This is a genomic window from Mesorhizobium sp. B2-7-2, assembly GCF_006440775.1.
In the GTDB taxonomy this organism is placed as follows: domain Bacteria; phylum Pseudomonadota; class Alphaproteobacteria; order Rhizobiales; family Rhizobiaceae; genus Mesorhizobium.
In genome coordinates this window covers 109131-132075 of record NZ_VFTZ01000013.1, presented here as the reverse complement: position 1 = coordinate 132075, position 22945 = coordinate 109131, and the positions used below count along the sequence as shown (strand labels likewise).

At 64.1% G+C, this 22945-nt stretch carries 23 protein-coding genes and 1 pseudogene; 11 read left to right on the top strand and 13 right to left on the bottom strand.

Going from position 1 to position 22945, the window contains the following annotated elements:
- The first annotated feature begins 141 nt into the window (after positions 1–141).
- Positions 142–1656, top strand: coding sequence for an amidase (locus FJ425_RS18900; protein WP_140725308.1), 1515 nt, complete (start codon positions 142–144; stop codon positions 1654–1656).
- Positions 1657–2372: 716 nt separating this feature from the next.
- Positions 2373–3266, top strand: coding sequence for an acetylglutamate kinase (argB, locus tag FJ425_RS18895; RefSeq protein WP_140725303.1), 894 nt, complete (start codon positions 2373–2375; stop codon positions 3264–3266).
- 31 nt (positions 3267–3297) lie between these two features.
- Here argB and FJ425_RS18890 read toward each other — a convergent pair.
- Together FJ425_RS18890 and FJ425_RS18885 are read right to left on the bottom strand one after the other, a co-directional pair.
- A pseudogene (locus FJ425_RS18890) lies at positions 3298–4562 on the bottom strand (cobalamin-dependent protein).
- A 102-nt stretch (positions 4563–4664) separates the two neighbouring features.
- Positions 4665–5141 carry an Lrp/AsnC family transcriptional regulator gene (locus FJ425_RS18885; RefSeq protein WP_095769494.1) on the bottom strand — a complete coding sequence of 159 codons (477 nt, stop codon included), beginning with the start codon at positions 5139–5141 and terminating at the stop codon, positions 4665–4667.
- A 135-nt stretch (positions 5142–5276) separates the two neighbouring features.
- On the opposite strand from FJ425_RS18885, the gene phhA reads away from it, so the two are divergent.
- Positions 5277–6113, top strand: a complete 837-nt coding sequence (gene phhA, locus FJ425_RS18880) for a phenylalanine 4-monooxygenase (RefSeq protein WP_140725300.1) — start codon at positions 5277–5279, stop codon at positions 6111–6113.
- 639 nt (positions 6114–6752) lie between these two features.
- Here the strand turns inward: phhA and FJ425_RS18875 are convergent.
- The 3 genes from FJ425_RS18875 to FJ425_RS18870 all read right to left on the bottom strand — a co-directional run bounded on the left by FJ425_RS18875 (position 6753) and on the right by FJ425_RS18870 (position 9387).
- Complete coding sequence (locus FJ425_RS18875; protein ID WP_140725297.1) at positions 6753–8192, bottom strand: GMC family oxidoreductase; 1440 nt, start codon at positions 8190–8192, stop codon at positions 6753–6755.
- Positions 8189–8347, bottom strand: a complete 159-nt coding sequence (locus FJ425_RS31595; RefSeq protein ID WP_181175969.1) for a hypothetical protein — start codon at positions 8345–8347, stop codon at positions 8189–8191. Before FJ425_RS31595 ends, FJ425_RS18875 begins: the two co-directional genes overlap by 4 nt.
- 278 nt (positions 8348–8625) lie before the next feature.
- Complete coding sequence (locus FJ425_RS18870) at positions 8626–9387, bottom strand: GGDEF domain-containing protein (protein ID WP_140700554.1); 762 nt, start codon at positions 9385–9387, stop codon at positions 8626–8628.
- A gap of 150 nt (positions 9388–9537) precedes the next feature.
- Here FJ425_RS18870 and FJ425_RS18865 point away from each other — a divergent pair, with 150 nt between their 5' ends.
- Positions 9538–10245, top strand: a complete 708-nt coding sequence (locus tag FJ425_RS18865; RefSeq protein WP_140725294.1) for a pyrimidine 5'-nucleotidase — start codon at positions 9538–9540, stop codon at positions 10243–10245.
- Between the two features lie 683 nt (positions 10246–10928).
- Here the strand turns inward: FJ425_RS18865 and FJ425_RS31590 are convergent.
- From FJ425_RS31590 to FJ425_RS18850, 3 genes are all read right to left on the bottom strand, one after another.
- Positions 10929–11390: a hypothetical protein gene (locus FJ425_RS31590; protein WP_181175967.1), complete on the bottom strand. Its 462-nt coding sequence runs from the start codon at positions 11388–11390 to the stop codon at positions 10929–10931.
- Entirely contained in the window at positions 11390–11842 is a 453-nt protein-coding gene (locus FJ425_RS18855; protein WP_140547477.1) for a hypothetical protein, read from the bottom strand. The genes FJ425_RS31590 and FJ425_RS18855 overlap by 1 nt, the downstream gene beginning before the upstream one ends.
- Before the next feature lie 192 nt (positions 11843–12034).
- On the bottom strand, positions 12035–12451 hold the full coding sequence (locus tag FJ425_RS18850; RefSeq protein ID WP_181170835.1) for a hypothetical protein: 417 nt from the start codon (positions 12449–12451) through the stop codon (positions 12035–12037).
- A 265-nt stretch (positions 12452–12716) separates the two neighbouring features.
- On the opposite strand from FJ425_RS18850, the gene FJ425_RS18845 reads away from it, so the two are divergent.
- Both FJ425_RS18845 and FJ425_RS18840 read left to right on the top strand, forming a co-directional pair.
- Positions 12717–13394 (top strand): sensor histidine kinase, encoded by a 678-nt coding sequence (locus FJ425_RS18845; protein WP_140725291.1) that lies wholly within the window; start codon positions 12717–12719, stop codon positions 13392–13394.
- Between the two features lie 291 nt (positions 13395–13685).
- Complete coding sequence (locus FJ425_RS18840) at positions 13686–14309, top strand: response regulator transcription factor (RefSeq protein WP_246673605.1); 624 nt, start codon at positions 13686–13688, stop codon at positions 14307–14309.
- Positions 14310–14430: 121 nt separating this feature from the next.
- Here FJ425_RS18840 and FJ425_RS18835 read toward each other — a convergent pair whose 3' ends face one another.
- Positions 14431–15270: an LOG family protein gene (locus tag FJ425_RS18835; protein WP_095769522.1), complete on the bottom strand. Its 840-nt coding sequence runs from the start codon at positions 15268–15270 to the stop codon at positions 14431–14433.
- A gap of 144 nt (positions 15271–15414) precedes the next feature.
- Between FJ425_RS18835 and dapD the strand changes: the two genes are divergently transcribed.
- Genes dapD through FJ425_RS18820 form a run of 3 tightly spaced genes read left to right on the top strand, consistent with a single transcriptional unit; the run spans position 15415 to position 17439 of the window.
- The gene (gene dapD, locus FJ425_RS18830) at positions 15415–16269 is read left to right on the top strand and encodes a 2,3,4,5-tetrahydropyridine-2,6-dicarboxylate N-succinyltransferase (RefSeq protein ID WP_140725288.1); all 855 of its coding nucleotides are present in this window, start codon (positions 15415–15417) and stop codon (positions 16267–16269) included.
- Between the two features lie 24 nt (positions 16270–16293).
- Positions 16294–16665 (top strand): DUF805 domain-containing protein, encoded by a 372-nt coding sequence (locus FJ425_RS18825; RefSeq protein ID WP_140544856.1) that lies wholly within the window; start codon positions 16294–16296, stop codon positions 16663–16665.
- Between the two features lie 6 nt (positions 16666–16671).
- Entirely contained in the window at positions 16672–17439 is a 768-nt protein-coding gene (locus tag FJ425_RS18820; protein WP_140725285.1) for a hypothetical protein, read from the top strand.
- Here the strand turns inward: FJ425_RS18820 and FJ425_RS18815 are convergent.
- A complete protein-coding gene (locus tag FJ425_RS18815; protein WP_140725283.1) occupies positions 17348–18382 on the bottom strand; it encodes a 2-dehydropantoate 2-reductase in 1035 nt (344 codons plus the stop codon). The genes FJ425_RS18820 and FJ425_RS18815 overlap by 92 nt on opposite strands.
- A 171-nt stretch (positions 18383–18553) precedes the next feature.
- Between FJ425_RS18815 and dapE the strand changes: the two genes are divergently transcribed.
- Both dapE and FJ425_RS18805 read left to right on the top strand, forming a co-directional pair.
- The gene (gene dapE, locus FJ425_RS18810) at positions 18554–19753 is read left to right on the top strand and encodes a succinyl-diaminopimelate desuccinylase (protein WP_140725280.1); all 1200 of its coding nucleotides are present in this window, start codon (positions 18554–18556) and stop codon (positions 19751–19753) included.
- A gap of 2 nt (positions 19754–19755) precedes the next feature.
- A complete protein-coding gene (locus FJ425_RS18805) occupies positions 19756–20361 on the top strand; it encodes a transporter (protein ID WP_140725391.1) in 606 nt (201 codons plus the stop codon).
- A gap of 342 nt (positions 20362–20703) precedes the next feature.
- Here FJ425_RS18805 and truA read toward each other — a convergent pair whose 3' ends face one another.
- From truA to fmt, 3 genes are read right to left on the bottom strand one after another with little or no spacing between them, the layout of a single operon-like run.
- The gene (gene truA / locus FJ425_RS18800) at positions 20704–21468 is read right to left on the bottom strand and encodes a tRNA pseudouridine(38-40) synthase TruA (RefSeq protein ID WP_140725277.1); all 765 of its coding nucleotides are present in this window, start codon (positions 21466–21468) and stop codon (positions 20704–20706) included.
- 23 nt (positions 21469–21491) lie between these two features.
- Entirely contained in the window at positions 21492–21998 is a 507-nt protein-coding gene (locus tag FJ425_RS18795) for an N-acetyltransferase (RefSeq protein WP_140700564.1), read from the bottom strand.
- Positions 21995–22930, bottom strand: a complete 936-nt coding sequence (gene fmt, locus FJ425_RS18790) for a methionyl-tRNA formyltransferase (RefSeq protein WP_140725274.1) — start codon at positions 22928–22930, stop codon at positions 21995–21997. The genes FJ425_RS18795 and fmt overlap by 4 nt, the downstream gene beginning before the upstream one ends.
- Positions 22931–22945: the final 15 nt, after the last annotated feature.

Sequence of the window (22945 nt, the reverse complement as noted above, 5' to 3'; positions counted from 1 at the left end):
CCGCGGGCCGATCCCAGGCGTCTCGACACTGGATCGTTGCCAAGCAAATCCTTGCCCCTTGCCCGACGCAATTCCAAACGGAAAACAGCTCACACTTTTCCTGGAATTGCTCTAGCCTCTCGAAAAACCGGGGGGATGCGGATGTCGATCGAACGCGTGCTTTGGGAGCAGGATGCGACCGGCCTTGCCGAGCTCGTCCACAAAGGGGAAATCGCGCCGCAGGAGCTGGTCGATGCGGCGATCGCGCGCGCCGAAGCGACAAGCCCAGATATCAACGCGATTGCCACGCCGCTTTACGACGCCGCGCGGGCACGGGCCAAGACCGTCGACCGCACGCTGCCGCTGGCCGGTGTGCCCTTCGCGCTCAAGGATCTCGGCATCGGCATCAAGGGCGTGCCGATCCATGGCGGCAGCCGCATCCCGCCCTTCACCGCCGATTTCGACTCGGTGATGGTCGAGCGCTATTTGGCCGCCGGCTTGATCCCGATCGTCACCAGCACCTCGCCCGAGCATGGGCTCAGGTTGATGACGGAGTCGGCCCGCTTCGGCATCACCCGCAATCCCTGGAATACTGGGCATACGACCGGTGGTTCCTCCGGCGGCTCGGCGGCGCTCGTCGCCGCGGGCGTTGTGCCGGCGGCGCATGCTTCCGACGGCGGCGGCTCGATCCGCGTGCCTTCGGCCTGCAGCGGGCTGGTCGGCTTGAAGACCTCGCGCGGCCGCGTGCCGCTGACGCCGCTCGTCAGCGAAAGCTGGTACGGCATGGTCGTCGACCATGCCGTCAGCCGCTCGGTGCGCGATACCGCGCTGCTGCTCGACCTCACACATGGCGCCGATCCGCTCTCGCCCTATGCTGCCCGCGCGCCGAAAGGCTCGTTTGCCGCAGCCGCGGCGCGCGAGCCCGGCAAGCTCAGCCTCGCCGTCTACCGCAAGTCGCCGCTCGGCCTGCCGATCTCGGCCGAAACGCTTGCGGCGCTCGACACCGCGGTGGCGCTGGCGCGCGAAGGCGGCCACACGGTGGAGGAGATCGACCTGCCTTTCATCGGCCGCGATTTCATTTCCGATTTCTGCAAGAGTGTCGCCGCGGCCGTTGCCGGCACGATGCGGGCCGAGGCGCAGCGCGTCGGCCGCCCGGTGACCGGCGAGGTCGAGCGCGCAACGCGCGTGCTCACCCGTCTCGGTGAAATGTTGTCGGCCGGCGAGGTTTACGAGGGCGTGCAGCGGCTCAACGCCACGGCGCGGCGGCTGATCGAAGAGACCGCGCGCTACGACGCCGTGCTGATGCCGCTGATCGCGCATCCGCCCTTGGCCTGCGGTTCGATGGACCCCAAGGGCGCCGACGAATTCATCGAGAACCTGCTCGACAAACTGCATCTCACCCGCTTGCTGAAGGTCAAGGCGGTGTTCGGCCAGCTGATGGACAAGAGCCTGTGGTTCACCCATTGGCCGGCGATCCAGAACGTCAGCGGGCAGCCGTCGGTCGCGCTGCCGGTGCATGTCACGGCGGACGGCCTGCCGCTCGGCATCCAGGCCGCCGGCCGGCCCGGCGACGAGGAGACGCTTTTGTCCTTCGCGGCGCAGATGGAGAAGCTTTCGGGATGGCTGAAGCGGCGGGCGCCGCTCAAGGTGCCCGGCGGTTCTGCGCAGGGATTTTGAAAACTGCCGGTTCAGCCTCGTCATTCCAGGGCGGAGCAGCCGCTAAGCGGCGTCGCGCAGACCCTGGAATCCATGCCGTGACGTTGGTCAAAGAGTGCAGCGGAGCAGAATTCTGCATCGTGGTAGCGCTCATGTGTCACGGAATGGATCCTCGGGTCTGCGCGCTTCGCTTCGCTCCTTTCTCCGCCCGTGGATGACGACTGGCTGGGCGTTTCGGCCAATCTCCAGCCATGCCAACTGCCAACACGAACACGGCCCGCCCGGGCAAAATTACTGTGCTGGCGAACTAAGCAGATTTCGTCATTGTGTCCGTGAAATCAGCGCAAACGCTGGCGATTGGCTGAAGGCTCCCAACCTCGTCATTCCAGGGCGAAGCAGCCGCCAAGCGGCGTCGCGCGGACCTTGGAATCCATTCCGTGACCTTGATCAACGTGCAGCGGAGCAGAATTCTGCATCGTGGTAGCGCTCATGTGTCACGGAATGGATCCTCGGGTCTGCGCGCGTCGCTTCGCTCCTTGCTCCGCCCGTGGATGACGAGGTTGGGCCGTTTCGGCCAATCTCCAAGGCATGCCACCTGCCAACACAAACACGGCCGCCGGTCGAATTCCCTGTGCTGGGGAACTGGCAGATATCGTTATTGTGACCGCAAAGCCGTTTGCGGCCTGCGGCAATTCCAGCTAAGAGGCCGCCATTCACGCTAGCTGGGATCGACACCGATGACGGACATCGCCGCCACCGCCGAAATGCAGGCCGCGCTGCTCTCTCGCGCGCTGCCTTATATGCAGCGCTACGAGAACAAGACCGTGGTGGTGAAATATGGCGGGCATGCCATGGGTGATACCGAGCTCGGCAAGGCGTTCGCCCGCGACATTGCGCTTCTGAAACAATCCGGCGTCAATCCGATCGTCGTGCATGGCGGCGGGCCGCAGATCGGCGCGATGCTCACCAAGATGGGCATCGAATCCAAGTTCGAGGGCGGCCTGCGCGTCACCGATCAGAAGACGGTCGAGATCGTCGAGATGGTGCTGGCCGGCTCGATCAACAAGGAGATCGTGGCGCTGATCAACGCCGAGGGCGAGTGGGCGATCGGGCTTTGCGGCAAGGACGGCAACATGGTGTTCGCCGAAAAGGCTCGCAAGACCATGATCGACCCGGATTCCAACATTGAGCGGGTGCTCGATCTCGGCTTTGTCGGCGAGCCGGTCGAGGTCGACCGCACGTTGCTCGATCTTTTGGCGCGCTCGGAGATGATCCCGGTGCTGGCGCCGGTCGCTCCCGGCCGCGACGGCCACACCTACAACATCAATGCCGACACGTTTGCCGGTGCGATCGCCGGCGCTTGCCGCGCCTCGCGTCTGCTCTTCCTCACCGACGTGCCCGGCGTGCTCGACAAGAACAAGAAGCTGATCGACGAGCTGACGGTCGCCGAGGCCAGGACGCTGATCAAGGACGGCACGGTGTCGGGCGGCATGATCCCGAAGGTCGAGACCTGCATCGAGGCGATCGAGCGCGGCGTCGAGGGCGTCGTCATCCTCAACGGCAAGACGCCGCACTCCGTTCTGCTCGAACTCTTCACCGAGCACGGCGCCGGCACGCTGATCGTTCCGTAAGGCAAGTTCACCATTTCAATGGCCGTCATATTCAGCCGGCTAACTTTCTTGCCGCCGGCGCGCGTCGATCTTCGATGACCGGCGCGACGGACTTGCGTGGCTGGCGCCCGACGATCATCGATTCCTCCTCGGCGTCCTGCGGCGCGCCCCAGAATTCGGCTAATGTCGGCCCATCCGTGACGCGGCCATCGCGGGCGAGAAACCCCCAGACCTCGCGGAACCAGACGCGACGGCCCATCCTGGTGTACCAGCGCATCGAATGGCGCTGCTCGGGATCGGGGTGGAACAGGATGCGCGCCAGCGCCTTAGGCCGCGCCTGCACCGCGACCTCGATCAGCTTGACGGCGAAGAACAGCATCCATGGCTTCAGCCGGGTCATGTGCAGAACCTGGTGCTTGTAATCCCACATGCGTACGTCCTTTTGGATCACCTTGCGATCCTTGGCGATGCGGAAGAACGGCGTCCAGCGATGCGGCGTGACATAGAGCGCTTGGATCTGGTCCGGATCGTAGGCGATGAGGCGCGCCAGGCCTTTTTCGAGGAAGTCGGGTTCTCGTCGGCCAGATTGATCAGATCGACGCCGTGCTCGCGGTGTAGCCAAGCGATCTCCTTGGCGAATTTGACCGGGTCGCGATGGCGCCAGCGGGTCCAGAAGCCGCGCTGGCCGCAATAGTTGCACAGGTGCGGGCAGCCGCGCGAGAACTGCATGACCACCGCCCGCTTGCCGCCCCAATAGGAGTAGCGGCGATGATCGATCAGCTCCCAGCCGACGCGGTAAGCATCGAGGTCGGCTATGGTCATCGCCGGCTGCGTCGCGACAGGGTGGCCGAAATCGTCGCGATAGGCGATGCCGGCAACGCTCGCCACCGGCTGGCGCATCTCGATCGCCTCGACCAGCGCCGTCACGGTCGCCTCGCCCTCGCCGCGCACGATGAAGTCGAAGACGTCGGTCGCAGCGAGGATATCGCGCCAATGATAGGTCGGGAAGACGCCGCCATAGATGACGATGACCTCCGGCGCGCGGGCCTTGATCATCTCGGCTATGCGCAAAGCGGTCGGATGCGCCGAGGTCGAGCCGGAATGGCCGATCAGCACGAAATCCGGATCGCCGCGCAGCGCCTCGTCTACTAGCGCCGCAAGCGGCATCGGCCCGAACTCGGCGTCGACCAGGCGCACCTGATGGCCGGAATCGATCAGCGGCCCGCCGATAGCCAAAAGACCGAGCGGCGGCAGGTGGTCGTCGGGCACACGGCTGCCGATGGCGGTATGCGGCGGATTGATCAGCACGATGTTCAAGGCGGACCTCCATGTTGGTCTGCTTGTGCTAGTCGCCTATGTCGAAGCCGCCTTGGCGCGGTTCAGCAGTTTCCACGCAGCTTTTCGCCAGATTTGACCGGATCAGCGCCGTAGATGGCTGAGCGGCACGTGGCCGGGTCCCTTGATGTTCTGCAGCACCAGTTGCGTGTGGACGTCGCGCACGCCGGGCAGACGCATCAGCCGGTGCATGACGAAGGCGTTCAAATCGTCCACCGACGGCACCAAGACATGCAGCAGGAAATCGTAATCGCCTGTCATCGTCCAGCAGGACGAGACCTCGTCCATGCGCTGCACGGCGGCGATGAAGCTTTCGGGCGAGCCGTCGCTGTGGCTGACCAGTCGCACCTGGATGAACACCTCGACGGTCAGGCCTACGGCGCGGCGGCTGAGCACCGCGGCGAAGCCCTTGATGATACCGGCTTCCTGCAAGGCCTCGAAGCGGCGCGCGCAAGGCGTGGTCGACAGGCCGATCTCCTGCGCCAGCTCCGAGACGGGCTTGCGGCCGTCGCGCTGCAGGATATCGAGCATCCTTATCTCGAAATCGTCGAATTGAGGCATTTTTTCTCAGGCTCGCGTTGATCTGAGTGCTTTTACCTCCAAATCAGCTGGCGTGCCATAAACAAAGCTGATTTGCCTCAGCGGTCGCTTCTAAACTCCCCTTCACGATCCCCGGATCACGATCTTGAGGAGGATATGATGACGATCAGCGTTGCCGATTATGCCGCCGAATGCGCGGCGCAGGGCCTGCGGGGCGACTATTCGGTCTGCCGCAGCGATTTCACCGTGGCGCAGGGCTACGGCTACTCCGCCGAGGAACAGGCGGTGTGGCGCACGCTCTGCGATCGCCAGACGAAGCTGACGCGGAAGCTCGCGCACCGCTCATATCTCGACGGCGTCGCGGCGCTCGGGCTGCTCGACAGGATTCCGGATTTCGATGCCGTCAGCGAAAAGCTCGCCAGGCTGACGGGTTGGGAGATCGTGGCGGTGCCCGGCCTCATTCCCGCCGGCCCATTCTTCGATCATCTCGCCAACCGGCGCTTCCCGGTCACCAACTGGCTGCGGACGAAGAACGAGCTCGACTACATCGTCGAGCCGGACATGTTCCACGATTTCTTCGGCCATGTGCCGATCCTGACCCAGCCGGTGTTCGCCGATTTCATGCAGATGTATGGCCGGAAGGCGGAAGATCTGATCGCGCTCGGCGGCGACGAGATGATCACGAGGCTTTACTGGTACAGCGCCGAATACGGCCTCATCCAGGAAGCCGGCCAGCCGTTGAAAGCTTTCGGCGCCGGGCTGATGTCGTCCTTCACCGAGCTGCAATTCGCGGTCGAGAGCAAGGACGCCCACCACGTGCCGTTCGATCTCGAGACGGTGATGCGCACCGGCTATGAGATCGACAAGTTCCAGCGCGCCTATTTCGTGCTGCCGTCCTTCGATGCGCTGCGCGACGCTTTCGCCAATCGCGACCTTGCCGGCATCGTGGCGCGGTTCAAGGGCCAGCCGGCGCTCGACCCGGCGACGGTCTGAGTGTTGTTTACGCAATTCCGGACGGAGGCTACGGCGAAGTCGCCGAGCCCAAACCGCAACGCACTTTTCCTGGAATTGCTCTGAGGTCGGTTCTCGCCCAACCGACATCCAGGGCGGTTCAGCTGCCGGCAGGCTGCTGAGCCGCTTTGTGCTTTTTGCAATTAGTTCCCCAGCACAGGGATTTTGACCGGTTGGCCATGTTTGCGTTGGCAGATGCCATGCCTTGGCGGTTAGCCGAAACGCCCACCCAGTCGTCATCCACGGGGCGGAGCAAGGAGCGAAGCGACGCGCGCAGACCCGAGGATCCATTCCGTGTCGCATGAGCGCTGCCGCGGTGCAGAATTCTGCTCAGCGGCACTCTTTGATCAGAGTCAAGGAATGGATTCCAGGGCCTCCGCGACGCCGCTTCGCGGCTGCTCCGCCCTGGAATGACGAGGTTGGAAGGCTTCCGCCAATCGCCAGCGTCTGCGCTGATTTCACCGAAAGGAACGGTGAAAATCGTGCCCGTCGACAAACGGCAATTTTTCAAAATCCTGCGCTGATCCTCTGGCTATGCCTTGTCAGGCTCGGGCTTGATCCTGGCCAGCTGATCGCTCTGCAGGCGTGTGCCGCATTGATGAATGCGCAGCACGGTCGAGATCAGACGACGATCACCTTGCCCAGATGCTCGCCCAGGCGGCAGGCAAGCGCGGTGATGGTCGTCGTCGGGTTGCACTGGCCCGACGTGCAGAACACCGACGAGCCGCCGACATAGAGATTGTCCATGCCGTGCACCTTGCAATTGGCGTCGACGACGCTCTTCAAGATGTCGGTGCCCATGCGGGTGCCGCCCATATGGTGGTGGCCGGCCGTTTCCTCATTGGTCGGGTAATCGCCGCCATTGCCGATCCAGTCGTCGATGCGGACGCGGCCGAGATTCTTCTGCGCCATGGTCGTGCCGAAAAGCCTGAGGCCTTCGAGCAGCGTGCGGCGCTCGAGCGGCGACTTCTTCCAGTGCAATTCGATGCGCGGCACGCCGGCGTGGTCGACGTCGGCCTTCGACAGCGCGATCTGGTTGGAGGCAAGCGGCGCCTGCTCCCAGGCGACGTAAAGCTGGGCGGCGCAGTGCAGCCTCTGGTCCAGCTGGGAAGACATCCATTCCGCCATGTCGGGCGCCGTGCAGGCGAGATCGGCGATCAATTTCTTGACATTGGGATAGGGCGACTCGATCAGGCGGATACCGAAATTCATGATCTGCAGCCGCTCCATCGCGGCAAGCGTCGGCGAGAAGAAGGCTTCGCTCGAGGCGTCGACCTCGAACTCCGAATAATTGGCGAGGATGGCATTGCCACCCTGGAACGTCGGATGCTCCATCCAGTAGCGGCCGAGCGCCGCCGCGTTCGGCACCGCGCCGCCATTCGAGCGCTCATTCGACCACAACAGCAGCCGCGAGTTCTCCAGCCCGCCGGTGCAGGTGACGAAATAGTCCGCCGCGAAGGTGCCGGCATCCTGGCCGTTCGACCAGAGCTTCGCGCCGGTGACGCGCTTGCCGTCGCCGGTGAGCTCGGTCGCATAGGTGTTGAGCACGACGGCGATGTTCCTGCTCTTGTCGAGCTCGTCGGCGAACTTCTCGCCGAAGCGAACCGCCGGGCTCTTGATCAACTGCACCCAGCGGATGTCGTCCGAAACCGGGACGTCGGGACGGAAGGCTGGAAGCTCGAGGATATCGTGGACCTCGCCAAGATAGGGCTCGATGTCGGCGCGGCCGATCGGCCAGCCGGTGTCCGGCGCCCAGGCCTTGGGCTCGAAGTCTTGGCTGTCGAGCACGCGGCACCAGCCGGCCCAGTGGTTGGACGAGCCGCCCATGAAGCGCAGCCTGGTGATGTCGAGGTCGAAATAGAAATCGCCGACCGTCTTGCCGCGGTAGAAATCCTGCGACTCGTCGCTGAACTCGCGCGAACCCGCTTCGAGGACGACGACCGGGATGCCGGCTGAGCCGAGCTTCCTGGCGATCGTCATGCCGGCCGGGCCGGAGCCGAGAATGCACGCCTTGGGTCTGAAGCCGGCCTGCTTGTAGGCCTCGTAGCTGTCGAAGATCATGCGAGGTCGCTTCGCCGCAGGATCCAGCCATTGACCTCGACGATGTCGTCGGCGTCGGCCACGGGTTGCTGGCTGCGGAACAGCGACAGGGCGGGCAGCGCGAGCAGCGCCTGCACGATCGCGCGGCGCGACATTTTTCTCATGAACCTGCTCATGACACGTCTCTCGACAGGGGCCTCGATCCACGCATGCCGTTCCTCAACGGCACACATACCGCCTGGGAGGCCAATTCCGTGCCAGACCCAGGTGAAAACGGCGTTACACCAGGAAGCTTAGCGCGGTTGAATATGGACATGGTTAGGGCATTCCTAAAGCGCGTCGCGCTGAACCCGATTCAGGCGCCGCGCTTTTTGAATTTTTGTTTTGATACATGTCGTTGTCCCAAAACCGCTGCGCACTTTTGGGCGACATGCATGACGCCTGCGGCGAGGCTTCATGCCGCCTCGGGCAGTTCGCGGTCGAGGATCGAAAGATTGCGGCCGCGGTTCTTTGCCGCGTAAAGCCTGCGGTCGGCGGCGCGCATCAAATCCGAAACCGTCGCGCTCTCGCCGCAGCAGACGCCGCCGATCGACACCGTGAGCGGCACGGTCCGCTCGTCGACCGGGCGGAAACGGATCAGCTCGACCTCGCGGCGGATGCGTTCGGCGATATGCTTGGCTTCCGGTTCGCTGGCGCCGACCAGGAAAGCCGCGAATTCCTCGCCGCCGATGCGGCCGAGCACGTCGCCGCTGCGAATGCCGCGTTCGATGGCGCCGGCAATCAAAAGCAGCGCTTCGTCTCCGGTCAGATGACCGTAGCTGTCATTGATCCTCTTGAAGTGATCGGCGTCGATGATGAGCAGCGCGCCGCGATCGCTCTTGCGCCGCGAGCCGTCGAGCGCGGCGAAAAAGGTCTCGCGGTTGAGCATGCCGGTCATGTCGTCGCGGCTTGCCTTTTCCGACAGGCGCCTGTGCGCCGCCGCGAGCTGCGCATGGGCCCGGGCAAGCTCGCGATGGGCATTCTTCAGCCGGCCGCTCTGCCAGAAGCTGCTGGCGCTGGCGGCCCAGGCGAGCACGAGCGGGCAAACCGTCGAGGCCAGCCAGACGGTGCGGCTCATAGCAAAGCCCATTGCCGGAACCACAATCAGCGTCAACAACAGCGAGACGGCGACCGAAGCGAACGCCACGGCAGCGGCCCTCAGAAATATGCGACTCATCACTTGCTCCCAACGGAAAGCTTCTGTGCCAGCAAGCGTTAAAGGCGACCTTTCCGGGACTTTTAAAATTTGAAGCGACACGCCATTTTCGCAATTCGTGACGCGTATAAGTTGTGGATAAACTCCTGGCCGGCATGCCATAAGAAATCCATGACAACGACACCCGATCCCGCCCGCTTTGCCCATGTCACGGACTGGGTGTTCGACCTCGACAACACGCTCTATCCGCATCACTCGAACCTGTTCGCGCAGATCGACGTGAAGATGACCGCCTATGTCGGCGAGCTGCTGACGCTTTCGCGCGACGACGCGCGCAAGCTGCAGAAGGAGCTCTACCTGGAATACGGCACGACGCTGAACGGGCTGATGAAGCGGCACGGCATCGATCCCGACGATTTCCTCGAGAAGGTGCACGACATCGACTATTCGCGGCTGGTGCCGGATCCGGTGCTGGGCGCGGCGATCCGCCAGCTTCCCGGGCGCAAGTTTATCTTCACCAATGGCGACCGCAGGCACGCCGAACGCACCGCGCGCCAGCTCGGCATACTGGAACATTTCGACGCCATCTTCGACATCGTCGCGGCGGGGCTGAATCCCAAGCCGGAGCGCCAGACCTATGAGCGCTTTGCCGAATTGCACTCGGTGACAGGACACAATGCGGTGATGTTCGAGGATCTGGCGCGCAATCTGGCCGTGCCGAAAACGCTCGGCATGACGACGGTGCTGGTGGTGCCGCGCAATTTCGAGCCGACCTTCTCGGAGATCTGGGAACGCGACCCTGCAAACGAGGACGATGTCGATTTCGTCACCGACGACCTCGCGGGCTTCCTGACCGCGATCGTCGACGTCGTGGCCTGAACGGTGTTTGCATAGGTATGCCCTAGCGGTTGGCGAAACGCTCATCGCAATCGTCATCCACGGGCGGAGCAAGGAGCGAAGCGACGCGCGCAGACCCAAGGATCCATTCCGTGACACATGAGCGTTGCCGCGGTGCAGAATTCTGCTCCGCGGCATTCCACTCCCCAGGTCACGGAAATGGATTCCAGGGTCTCCGCGACGCCGCTTCGCGGCTGCTCCGCCCTGGAATGACGAGGCTGGGGGCTTCAGCCAATCGCCAGCGTTTGCGCTGACTTTCACGGACATGAACGGCGATAATCTCGCCTGCCCGCGGGGCCTGCTGTCACAGGAATTTTGACAGGTCGGCTCTGTTTGCGTTGTCAGGTGGCATGCGCTGGAGATTGGCCGAAACAGTCCGGCCTCGTCATCCACGGGCGGAGCAAGGAGCGTAGCGACGCGCGCAGACCCGAGGATCCATTCCGTGACGCATGAGCGTTGCCGCGATGCAGAATTCTGCTCCGCTGCACGTTGATCAAGGTCACGGAAATGGATTCCAGGGTCTCCGCGACGCCGCTTCGCGGCTGCTCCGCCCTGGAATGACGAGGTTGAGAGGCTTCGGCCAATCGCCAGCGTTTGCGCTGATTTCATCGAATGAGCAGTGAACATCTGGCCTATCGATAGTCCTGCGACCTTGTATCGAGGACCTAATCGAAATCCGGAATCGTGCCGGGCGGCAGTCCCAGCCGGCCGTTCAGCTCCTTCAAGAACCGGCACAGGTCCGGATTGCCCGCTGCTCTCGTGCCGTTGCCGTTGCCGTCCGACGCGTGGCCGTTGCCGTGGCCGTTGCTGCAATTGGCGTTACCGTTGAAGCTGCCGCCATTGAAGTTGCCGCTAAAACTTCCGGCATTGCCGTTGCCGTTGAAATTGCCGCTGTTGCCATTGCCGTTGAAGTTGCCGGAATTTCCGTTGCCGTTGAAATTTCCGGTATTGCCAAGACCGTTGGCGACACCGGCCCCGATTGGCAGGTCGGCAATCCTGACCAGGGTCGAGGCGTCGGCGGCCAGGAACGCGGCAAGCAGCGTGCCGAGCGCGAGGCCGTTGCCGTCAAGCAGCCTCGCCGCCACCCGGCGCCTGCGAGGCCGGGTGGATGTGCTCAAGCCGGTCATCAGCGGTTTCCCCGGCCATTGGAGTTGCCGTTGAAGGCGCCGACATTGCCGTTTCCGTTGAAGTTGCCGCCGTTGAAGTTGCCGTTGCCGGCACCGATGTTGCTGTTGCCGTTGTATTGGCCGGTGTTGGAGTTGCCGTTGAAGGCGCCAATGTTGCCGTTGCCGCTTGTCGGCGAGGTGTTGGAGTTGCCGTTGAAAGCGCCGACATTGCCGGTGCCGCTGTTGAAGGCGCCGACATTGCCCGTACCGCTGTTCTTGTAGCCGACATTGCCGCCGAAATTGCCGAGCGGGTTCATGCCCCTGACGTTCGCGCCGATGGATTGGCCGTATTTGCCGACCGCTCCCTGGACAGCCGACATGCCGAAGGCCTGGCTGCCCGTCGTGGTGTCAGCCTTCGCTGCGGTTGCGCTCAACAACCCCAGGCATAGCGCCGGTATGACGTAGCGTTTCATCTGCGAGCTCCTTCCATGGCTTAGCTTTTGAAATTGGGATCTGTTTCAAAAAGGATTGGGCGAAAAGGACTGGGACCGCCGGCGACATGTCGCGGTAGCCTTGCGCGGGGGACGGGCGCTTGGCTCGACGGTCCCAGAGCCATCAGCGTCTTTCCAAGCCGAAGCTTGGCGACGCCGGCGGTTGGGCGGGGACTAGTGGTTCCCGTTGCCGTTTCCGTTGCCGTTGCCGAGACCGGCGTTGCCGTTGCCGTTGGCGCTTCCGTTTCCGATGCCCCAGTTCCCGTTGCCGTTCAGGTTGCCGTTGCCGAGGCCGAAATTGCCGTTGCCGTTGCCGTTGCCGTTGGCGGCGCCGGCATTGAGATTGCCGTTATAGTTGCCGTTGAAGGCGCCCATATTGGCGTTGCCGTTCCCGTTGCCGTTGCCGAAGCCGAAATTGCCGTTGCCGTTGAAGTTGCCGTTGAAGGCGCCGGTATTGGCATTGCCGTTGCCATTGCCGTTGCCGACGCCGACATTGCCGTTGCCGTTGCCGTTGCCGCTACCGACCGAAAAGGCGGATGCCGAACCGGTCAAAGCCGACAGCACGGCCGCGGCCAGGATGATCTTTCTCATGACGTTCTCCTTGGTTGGTGTTGAGCTTCCCGGCCAATTCAAGATGACCGGGAGGACGCTCTAAGGATGCACGCGGAAATAGCGCCCATGAATTCGGGCTGATCGGCAGGAGCGGCCGGTTTTTCTGCTGACCCCGTGTCAGGAAAAGTTGAAGCAATCGGGAAAAAACTGACAGGCATAAAGGCATATGCCGGGTGTATATTGCGCGGAGCATCAACTGTTGTGCCACTTCTCGCGGGCGCGGCGTTGACGGGAAAAGAAGTCGATGGAGGGTGGCATCGACACCGGCAAAGGTGAAAGCTCGGGAAAGCGCCGTGGTCTGGCGCGGCATCTGGTTGCCGTGCAGGAAAAGCAGCGCCTGCGCCTGTCGCGCGAGCTGCATGACGATCTTGGCCAGCTGCTCGCCAGCGTCGCGCTCGAATTGCACATCGTTCGCGCCGGCTCGCCGGAGATGGACGCCCGCCTCGAGCGCGCCGCGATGCTTATCGACCAGCTGAGCGCCAGGGTGCATGACGCCGCCTGGAGCCTGCGACCCGCGGACCTCGATCGCCAAGGCCTCAGAGCTTCGGTCGAGGACCTGACTACCATGCTTTGCGGTCAACTCGGCATTGCATGCGAGATGGATCTTGCAGCCCTGTCGAGCCCGCCGCCTGCCGAGATCGCGCTCACTTTGTACCGCATTGCGCAGGAAGCGCTCACCAATATCGGCAAGCATGCCGCGCCGAGCCGCGTCAGCGTCACGGCGCACATCCAGGACGATCGGATGCGCCTGACGATCGAGGATGACGGCCGCGGCTTCGACGCCGGCGCCGAACCCGGTCCGGGCCATTTGGGCCTTGCCGGAATGAGGGAGCGGCTGGCGCTGGTCGGTGGCAAATTGTCGGTTGAAACCGCCAGGGGCAAGGGGACCACCATTTACGCCGATGTGCCTCTGGCCGGCTGATCGACGGTCCGGCCGACAAGACGCGAACAGTATGAAACGGCATCTTCGGCGTCAGGTGGGGTTACGTGAAGCGCTGCACATCCCGGACATTAGCGGTGGCTTACAGTCCGGCTTCATTGGGTTAGGCGGGGGATGGCTTACCCGTTGCGGCCGTTCAGGCCGCCAGAACAGACGGGCGTCCCGCGCCAGGCGGGCCAGTTGCCTAGACCATCAAGGACAAGAGGACCCTTTCCGCGTGACAGGGCCTTTGGCAGACTGATGGAGGTTAAGGTGTGCTGCAGGCGCATATTCGTGGTCGATGACCATCCGATCATCCTGTCGGGGGTCGGCGCGATGATCGACAGCCAGGACGATCTGACGATCGTCGGACTGGCCGGAAATGCCGAGGATGCCCTTGAAGGGATCGGCAAGACGCTACCCGATGTCGCCGTGGTCGACATATCGCTTCCGGGCGTCAACGGGGTCACGCTGATCGAACGGCTTGGCGAACGCTTTCCCGAGGTGAGCTGCATAGCGCTGACGGCGCATGAGGACCCAGGCTGCCTGCGCCAGGTGCTTGCGGCCGGCGGCCGCGGCTTCGTGGTCAAGCGGTCGACGGCGACGGACCTGCTGCAGGCCATCCGCTGCGTGTTGGCCGGCGACAACTATGTCGATCCGGCGCTCGCCGCGCGCATATTAAGCCCGCGCGGCGCCACCCAGGGCGATCCCGGCAATCTCAGCGAACGGGAACGGTCGGTCATCCAGCTGGTGGCGCTCGGCTACAGCAACAAGGAAATCTCGTCCCGGCTCAACCTCAGCATAAAGACGATCGAGACCTATCGCACCAGGGCAACCGAGAAGCTCGCGCTGCACTCCCGGGCGGCCATCGTGCGTTTCGCGCACTCGAATGGCTGGCTGGTCGAGCTGCCGGTGTAGGCAGACCGGGCCGGGATGCCGTCCCGGGGTAGAGGAATTGGAGAACTGAGGAATTGAAGAACTGACGAACGATCCGGAGGTCCTTTTTCCCCAATTCTTCAGTTCTTCAATTCATCAGTTCCTACAACTTGTAGAAGCGGCGGATGATCTCCCAGGCCTCTTCGGCCGTGTCGACGAAATCGATGATGTCTTGGTCGCCGGGCGAGATTGTGCCCTGCTCGGCGAGGAAATCGAGATCGATCGCCCTTTGCCAGAACGCCTTGCCGAACAGGATGACCGGGACGCGCTCCATTCGTCCCGTCTGGATGAGTGTCAGCGTCTCGAAGAACTCGTCCATCGTGCCGAAGCCGCCCGGAAACACCGCGACCGCCTTGGCGCGCATGACGAAATGCATCTTGCGGACGGCGAAGTAGTGGAAGTTGAAGCACAGCTCCGGTGTGACATAGGCGTTGGGCGCCTGCTCATGCGGCAGCACGATGTTCAAGCCGATCGACGGCGCGCCGACATCGTCGGCGCCGCGGTTGCCGGCCTCCATGACACCGGGCCCGCCGCCGGTGACGACGACATATTCACGATAATAGGAGGTGGCCGACTGCTGCGAGCACAGACGCGCGAATCTGCGCGCTTCCTCGTAATATTTGCTGTTCGCCTCGAGGTTCTTCTTCTGCGTCTCGTTCTTGGCCGCCCAGGCTTCGCCGCCGGGTTCCGGCAGGCGGGCGCCGCCGAACAGGATGACGGTCGAATGAATGCCGCGTTCGGCCAGGATCATTTCCGGCTTCAGAAGCTCGAGCTGCAGCCGCACGGCGCGCAATTCGCGACGCGTCATGAACTCGGGATCGTTCCAGGCCAGCCGGTAGGTCTCGGCACGCGTCTGCGGGGTATCCGGCACGCCTTTCGAGCGCTCCAGATCCTCGTCCGAATGCGGCAGCGGCGTCCACCCTGCCTTTTCCATGGGAGTCATCGAATCCACCCGTCCAATTCCTTCACTTGCGCCGTCCCGTGCCGCAGGCGCGATTGACCCCCATTGAGCCTTAACATAGGGTCCGCGCGACTTTTAAACAGGTTAAGGCGTGGCCCCTTAACAGCTTGGTAATGGAGCGAAATCATGTCGAAGCCCGATCTGGCGAGCCTCGAAAAGACCATCGAGAAGGCCTTCGAGGAGCGCGACACGATTTCGACCGCGACGCGCGGCGAGACGCGCGACGCCATCCAGTCGGCGCTCGACCTGCTCGACCGCGGCGTCGCCCGCGTCGCCGAACGGCAGGACGACGGCAAGTGGCACGTCAACCAGTGGCTGAAGAAGGCGGTGCTGCTCTCCTTCCGGCTGAACCCGATGGAGATCATCAAGGGCGGTCCCGGCCAGGCCGTGTGGTGGGACAAGGTGCCGTCCAAGTTCGACGGCTGGAGCGCCGTCGACTTCGAGAAGGCAGGCTTCCGCGCCGTGCCGTCCTCGATCGTGCGCCGGTCGGCCTATGTCGCGCCGGGAGCCGTGCTGATGCCGTCCTTCGTCAATGTCGGGGCTTATGTCGATACCGGCACCATGGTCGACACCTGGGCTTCGGTCGGCTCCTGCGCCCAGATCGGCAAGAACGTGCATCTTTCCGGCGGCGTCGGCATCGGCGGCGTGCTGGAGCCGATGCAGGCCGGCCCGACCATCATCGAGGACAATTGCTTTGTCGGCGCGCGCTCCGAAGTGGTCGAAGGCTGCATCGTGCGCGAAGGCTCGGTGCTCGGCATGGGCGTGTTCATCGGCCAGTCGACCAAGATCGTCGACCGCGCCACCGGCGAGGTTTTTTACGGCGAGGTGCCACCGAACTCGGTGGTCGTCGCCGGATCGCTGCCAGGCAAGCCGCTGCCCAATGGCGAGCCGGGCCCGAGCCTCTACTGCGCTGTCATCGTCAAGCGCGTCGACGCCAAGACCCGCTCCAAGACCTCGATCAACGAATTGCTGCGCGATTGATCGTCCACGACGGAGCGGACGCCATTGGCTGAAAGATCGCAATTCTTCTGGCTGTTCTTCAGCCTTTCGGGGCGGCTGAGCCCGGTCGCCTATGCGCTGGCCGGGATTTTGCTGGTCCTTGTCCAGTTTTTCCCGTTCTACCAGTTCGCGCGGGTGGAGCTGAACACGACCGCCAGCCAGAATTGGGCCATGATATGCTGGGGCGTGCTGCTGATCTCAGCCTGGGCCACGTTCGCGGTGACGGCGAAGCGCTTCCATGATTTCGGCAAGCCGACCTATTTTGCGCTGATCTCGCTCATCATCGGTCCCATCCTGCTCATCATCCTCGCCTGTTTCCGCAGCGATCCCGGACCGAACCGCTACGGCAGGCGCACCAACGCGCCGGGCGATAGCTGAGGTCGCATGCGCTATCGCACGCTCGATCCGACGCGGATCATCGAGACCGCCCAAAGGCTGGAGGAGCGCGTCGCGGAGCGTTTCCCGGAAAGAGGCCTGCGCGCCGTTGCCGCCGAACTGGTGTCGCTGTCGCGAGATCTCGCCAAGGCCGCCAGGGAACTGGAAGCGCCGATCTGGTGGTTGCGCGGCGTCATCGTCGCGGCCTTCGTCGCCGGCGTGGCGATATTCCTGTTCGTCGGCACCATCCTGCCGCTCGACCGCATTTCGGGCGCCGACGACGCCGTGCAGTCGATGCAAGGCATCGAGGCGACGATCAACACGGTCATCCTGGCAGTGCTCGGGCTGCTGGCGCTGATCCGCACCGAGGAGCGGATCAAGCGCAAGAAGGTTTTCCGGCAGCTGCACGGGCTGCGCTCGCTGATCCATGTCATCGACATGCATCAATTGACCAAGGATCCGGCGACCTTGTCGGCCGATTTCAAGCCAACTTCGCACTCGCCCGCCCGCATCACCGATGCGGCCGACCTGGCTCGCTATCTCGACTATTGCTCCGAAATGCTGTCGATCGCCGGCAAGGTCGCGGCGCTGTTCGCGCAATCGGTCAATGACGATGTCGTCGTCAACGCCGTCAACGATATCGAGAATCTGAGCTCCAACCTGTCGCGCAAGATCTGGCAGAAGATCACGCTGATCGAGGACCGCCGCCGACCGCTTCCGGCCCGAGACCGGGCGGACCGCGCTTTTCCGCTTCCGCCTGACGCACCAGCGCGGTGACGCGTTCGTTGAGCGGCGTCGGGACGCCCGTTTGCCTGGCCAGGCGAATGACCGCGCCCTGCAATTCGTCGATCTCGGTCGGGCGGCCGCGTTTCAGGTCGTCCCACATCGACGAGCGGGCTTGAGGGTCGATCGCCAGCATGCGGCGCGCCAGAAGCCCGAACAGCCAGTCGGGAAGCCGCAGCACTTTCGGCAGCAGCGACGGCGGCAGGCCGGTGATGCGCGCCGGCGCAATGCCCGCCGCTCGCAGCGCGGCGAGCGCCTCGTCGATCTGGCCAGCCAGGATGACGCGCCAGCTTTGGTCGGCCAGTTGTCTTGCCAGCGGCAGGTCGGAAAGCGCGACGAGGGCATTGTTGAGGTTCATCAGCAATTTGCCCCACTGCACTGCCTTCATGTCGGCGCGCGCTTCGACGGCAAGCCCGTCGACGTCGAGCAGATCGACAAGGCCGTCGACGCCGTCGTCGATCATCACCTCGCCCTGGCTGGCGCGGTGCGCACGCAACGGCGCCTCGCCATCGGGCGACAGGACGACGTTGAACATCACCATACCGGTCAGCACCGGCCGTCCAGGGAGCGCGGCGCGCAGCCTGTCCGCATTGTCGACGCCGTTCTGCAGGCTGACCACCACGGCATCGGCGCGCGCGTGGGCGGCGACCAGCCCGGCCATCTCCCCGGTTGCGCCGCTCTTCACCGTCACCAGGATGACATCCGCGCCGGCGAGTGCTGCCGCCGGATCGTCGGTGGCCGAAATCGCTTGCGCTTCGATGCGGCGGTCGCGGCCGTCGAGATCGCTGACGCGCAGCCCGCTTTCGCGCATGGCCGCGACGATGCGGTCGCGGCCAAGGAAGACGACCTTGCGCCCGGCGAGCGCCAGGCAGCCGCCGACATAGCAGCCGATGCTGCCGGCGCCGGCAATCGCGATGGTCCTTGCTTGGCTGGCCATGCTTTCGTCCTCGCTCGGCTCGCAATTCGCCATTATGCAGGTCGTTCTCCCAGACCGCTGCACTTCCGGGCGACATGCATTTATACGTCATGAAAACCATATTGTCGGCGGCATGAGCGGCGATCATCTGCCACCGTGACACGACAAACGCTTTCGACTATCGCTTTGCCCATGACATTGCCTACCGATCCCGCCGCGAATCTTGCCGCCCTGATCCGCTGCCCGTCCGTGACGCCCGCCGAGGGTGGCGCGCTCGCGGCGCTGCAAGACATGCTGAAGCCGCTCGGCTTCTCGGTCGAGCGTCCAATCTTCTCGGAAGACGGCACGCCGGACATCGAAAACCTCTATGCGCGGCGCTCGGGCAACGGCCCGCATCTGATGTTTGCCGGCCATACCGATGTTGTGCCGGTGGGCGATGAGGCGGCCTGGACGCATCCGCCCTTCGCCGCCGAAATCGCCAATGGCGAGATGTACGGCCGCGGCGCCGTCGACATGAAGGGCGGCATCGCCTGCTTCGTCGCCGCGGTTGCGCGCCAGGTGGCGAAAAATGGCGGCCCGAAAGGCTCGGTGTCGCTGCTCGTCACCGGCGACGAGGAAGGCCCGGCCATCAATGGCACCACCAAGCTGCTCGACTGGGCGGCGGCCAAGGGCGAGAAGTGGGACGCCTCGATCGTCGGCGAGCCGACCAATCCCGACGCGCTCGGCGACATGATCAAGATCGGCCGGCGCGGTTCGCTGTCGGGCAGCGTGACCGCCAACGGTCGCCAGGGCCATGTCGCCTATCCGCAGCTTGCCGACAATCCGGTGCGTGGCCTGATGAGCCTTGTCGACGCGCTGCTCCATCCGGTGTTCGACAAGGGCACGAAGGATTTCCAGCCGACCAACCTCGAAGTGACGTCGATCGATGTCGGCAACGCGGCGACCAACGTCATCCCGACGAAGGCGACGGCCATTTTCAACATCCGCTTCAACGACACCTGGGACGCCGAATCGGTCCAGGCCGAGATCCACAACAGGCTCGACCAGGCCGCCGGGCGTAAGAAATACCGGCCGGGCAAGAAGGCGCCGGTCGACTACGAGCTTGTCTGGCGCGATCGGCCGAGCCATGTCTTCCTGACCCGCGACGACAAGCTCATCGATACGCTGAGCGGTTCGGTCACGGCAGTGGTCGGCAAGAGGCCGGCGCTCTCCACCTCCGGCGGCACGTCGGACGCACGCTTCATCAAGGATTATTGCCCGGTGGTCGAGTTCGGGCTGGTCGGCAAGACCATGCATATGGTGGACGAGCGCGTCGCGCTTGCCGACCTAGAGACGCTGACGCAAATCTACGAACGCTTTATCGAAGACTGGTTCGGACAAGGCCTTTCGTGACCATGCTTTCGACGGACGAAACCTATGCTTCGCTGACCGGCGCCTGGCGGCTGATGTTCGGCAAGGCCGACGGCCTGCGCCTGCTCGACCTTTCGGCCGACGGTTTCTGGAATTCCTTCTTTGCCATCGTCGTGGCGGCGCCGGCGCTGATCGTCGGCTGGGTCGGGATAGCCAATGAGGTCGGCGACCCCGATGCCTTCGCCGGGCGCCTCGGCATGCTGATAAGGCTGGCGACCGTCGATATCGGCTCCTGGGTGCTGCCGCTGGTGGCGCTTGCGCTGGTGGCGCCGCGCGCCGGCATCGGCGGCCGCTTCGTCCACTATGTCGTCGCGTCCAACTGGGCGTCGGCGATCATCGCCTGGCTGATGCTGCCCTCGGCGCTGCTCCGGCTCTTCCTCCCCTCCAGCAGCGAGATCGCCAGCCTGTTGTCGCTGGCGCTGTTCGCCCTGTCGATGGTGCTGACATGGCGCATGACCAATACAACCATCGGCAAAGGCGCCGCGGTGGGCACGGCCGTGTTCGTCGGCATGTTCATCGCCTCGCTGCTGGTCCTGTTTGGCCTGCAGGCGCTGCTCGGCATCGACATACCGGACGGCACGACGGGTTGACGTCGCAGCGAGGGCGGCTGTTTCCAGAACAGTCGCTTCGGATTTGAATCCATCCTCGTTTTTCACCATTCAAAGTCAGCGCTGCCCCTCACCTGCCTGCCGGTGCATCCTCTCCCCGTATAGTGACGGGGAGAGGGGCGCTGTCATCCGCGGCTTCGCCAATTGCTAACGGTGCAGGAAGGAAGTCGGCGCTGCGGCCAGCCCCTTCTCCCCGTCACTATACGGGGAGAAGTGCCACGGCAGGGCGATGAGGGGCAGTGCAGACGCGGGACAATTGGCCGTCTCCAGCACAAGTTGGAAGCTGAAACGATTGCCTCGCGTCACTGGCAGAATGAGAGGCCTTCACCTGGCCGTCTCTGTCTCCGGATAGTCCACCCCGACAAGAAACAACCCGTCCGGCGGCGCAACCTGGCCGCAGGCGGCGCGGTCGCGCGCTTCGAGTGCTGCCTTGAGATCGGCGGCGCTCCAGGAGCCGTCGCCGACGCGCTTCAGCGAGCCGACCATAGAGCGAACCTGGTTGTGCAAGAAAGAGCGCGCCGAGCTGCGCAGCTCGATGCAGTCTCCATCGCGGCTGACGTCGAGGCGGTCAAGCGTGCGGACCGGGCTTTCGGCCTGGCACTGGGTGGAGCGGAAGGTGGTGAAGTCATGCTTTCCGAGCAGCACCTTGGCCGCCTCATGCATGGCCTCGGCGTCGAGCCGCTTCGGCACCCACCAGACCTTGCCCTTTTCCAGCGCCGCCGGCGCCCGACGATTGAGGATGCGATAGAGATAGTGGCGGCCGGTGGCGGAAAACCGCGCGTCGAAACCGTCGGGGACGACGCCAGCTTTCAGGATGGCGACACGCGTGCCGGCCGCATGCAGATGCGCGTTGACGGCGTCGCGCACCTTGTCGCCCGACCACGCTTTGGCCAGGTCGACATGGGCGACCTGGGCGGTGGCGTGCACGCCGGCATCGGTGCGGCCGGCGGCACGTATTCTTACCTCTTCACCGCAGAATTTCTCGATCGCCTGCTCGATCGCCTGCTGCACCGAGGGCTGGTCGGCCTGATGCTGCCAGCCGGCGAATTGGCTGCCGTCATATTCGATATCGAGCCGAAAACGCGGCATGTCCTGCGGCGCTTGCCGCTCGCCTAGGCGGCTAAAGCGGTAAAGGCGGAAGCGTAGACCAGCCTGCCGGTCTCGGGCGCGTCGCCCCAGGCCAGCGCCTGCAGCGCCTCGCCCTGGTACTCGCTCTCGAACTTCCCGGCGCGGGCATGGCTGTAGCCGAAGCGGCCATAATAGGTCGGATCGCCCAAAACCACGGCCAGCGTCTCGCCGGCTTCCTTGAGCCGTACATGCGCCTCGCGGATCAGCGCGCCGCCGATGCCGGTACCGTGGAACGACGGCTCGACCGCCAGCGGCGCCAGCGCGACGGCGGCGAACTGCTTGGTGCCGTTCTGAACGAACAGTCGCGAGAACAGAATATGGCCGACGACCTGCCCGTCTTCCTCTGCAACCAGCTCGACGACGGCATCGCCGCCGGTGACAAGCGCGTCGACCAGGCCGGCTTCCGCCTGCTGGCCAAAGGCATGTTCTTCGACGAGGCGGATCGCCTCGCGATCCCGCGGCGTCGCCGCGCGTATCGACATCATGCTCATGTGAGTTTCGTTCCTTTTTCGATCTTGGCTCCGCGCAAAAACTCCTGCGCGGCGGCAGGCTTTCCGCCCGCCCGTTGAACTTCGACCAGCCTGACCGCGCCTGTCCCGCAGGCGACCGTCAGCCGGTCATCGAGAATTCCTCCCGACTCGCCGACGCCATCCGAAAGCGTCGAGCGAAGCAGTTTCAGCCGCTCCATGCGGCCGCCAATGTCGACCTCGCACCACGCGCCCGGAAAGGGCGAGAGGCCGCGAATGTGATTGTGGACTTCGCCAGAAGGCCGCGTCCAGTCTACGCGTGTCTCCGATTTATCGATCTTTCGGGCGTAGGTCACCCCTGCCGTTGCCTGTTGGGTAAATGTCAGACAATTTATCCCCAACTGCGCGAGCGCCTCAACCATCAGCGACGCGCCCCGAACCATCAGGCGGTCATGCAATTCGCCGGCCGTCATGTCGGGCGCGATGGCGACTTTTTCAACCATCGCCACCGGGCCGGTGTCCAGACCCTCTTCCATCTTCATGACCATCATGCCGGTCTCGGTATCGCCGGCCATGATGGCGCGCTGGATGGGAGCAGCACCACGCCAGCGTGGCAAAAGCGAGGCATGGCCGTTGAGGCAGCCCAGCCTTGGCGCGTCCAGAACGGCTTTTGGCAGCAGCAGGCCGTAGGCGACGACCACCGCGACATCGGCCTGCAAGCCGGCAAAAGCCTGCTGCTCAACCTCGCTTTTCAGCGATGCCGGCGTCCGAACGTCGAGCGCCAGCCGCTCCGCCTCGCGCTGCACCGGCGAGCGCGTCAATTCCAGCCCGCGCCGGCCGGCGGCGCGCGGCGGCTGCGTGTAGACGGCCGCGATCTCATGGCCGGCCTCGGCGACGGCGCGCAAGGTCGGCACGGAAAAATCCGGCGTGCCCATGAAGATGACGCGAAGCGGCATGACGTCCTGCGATCC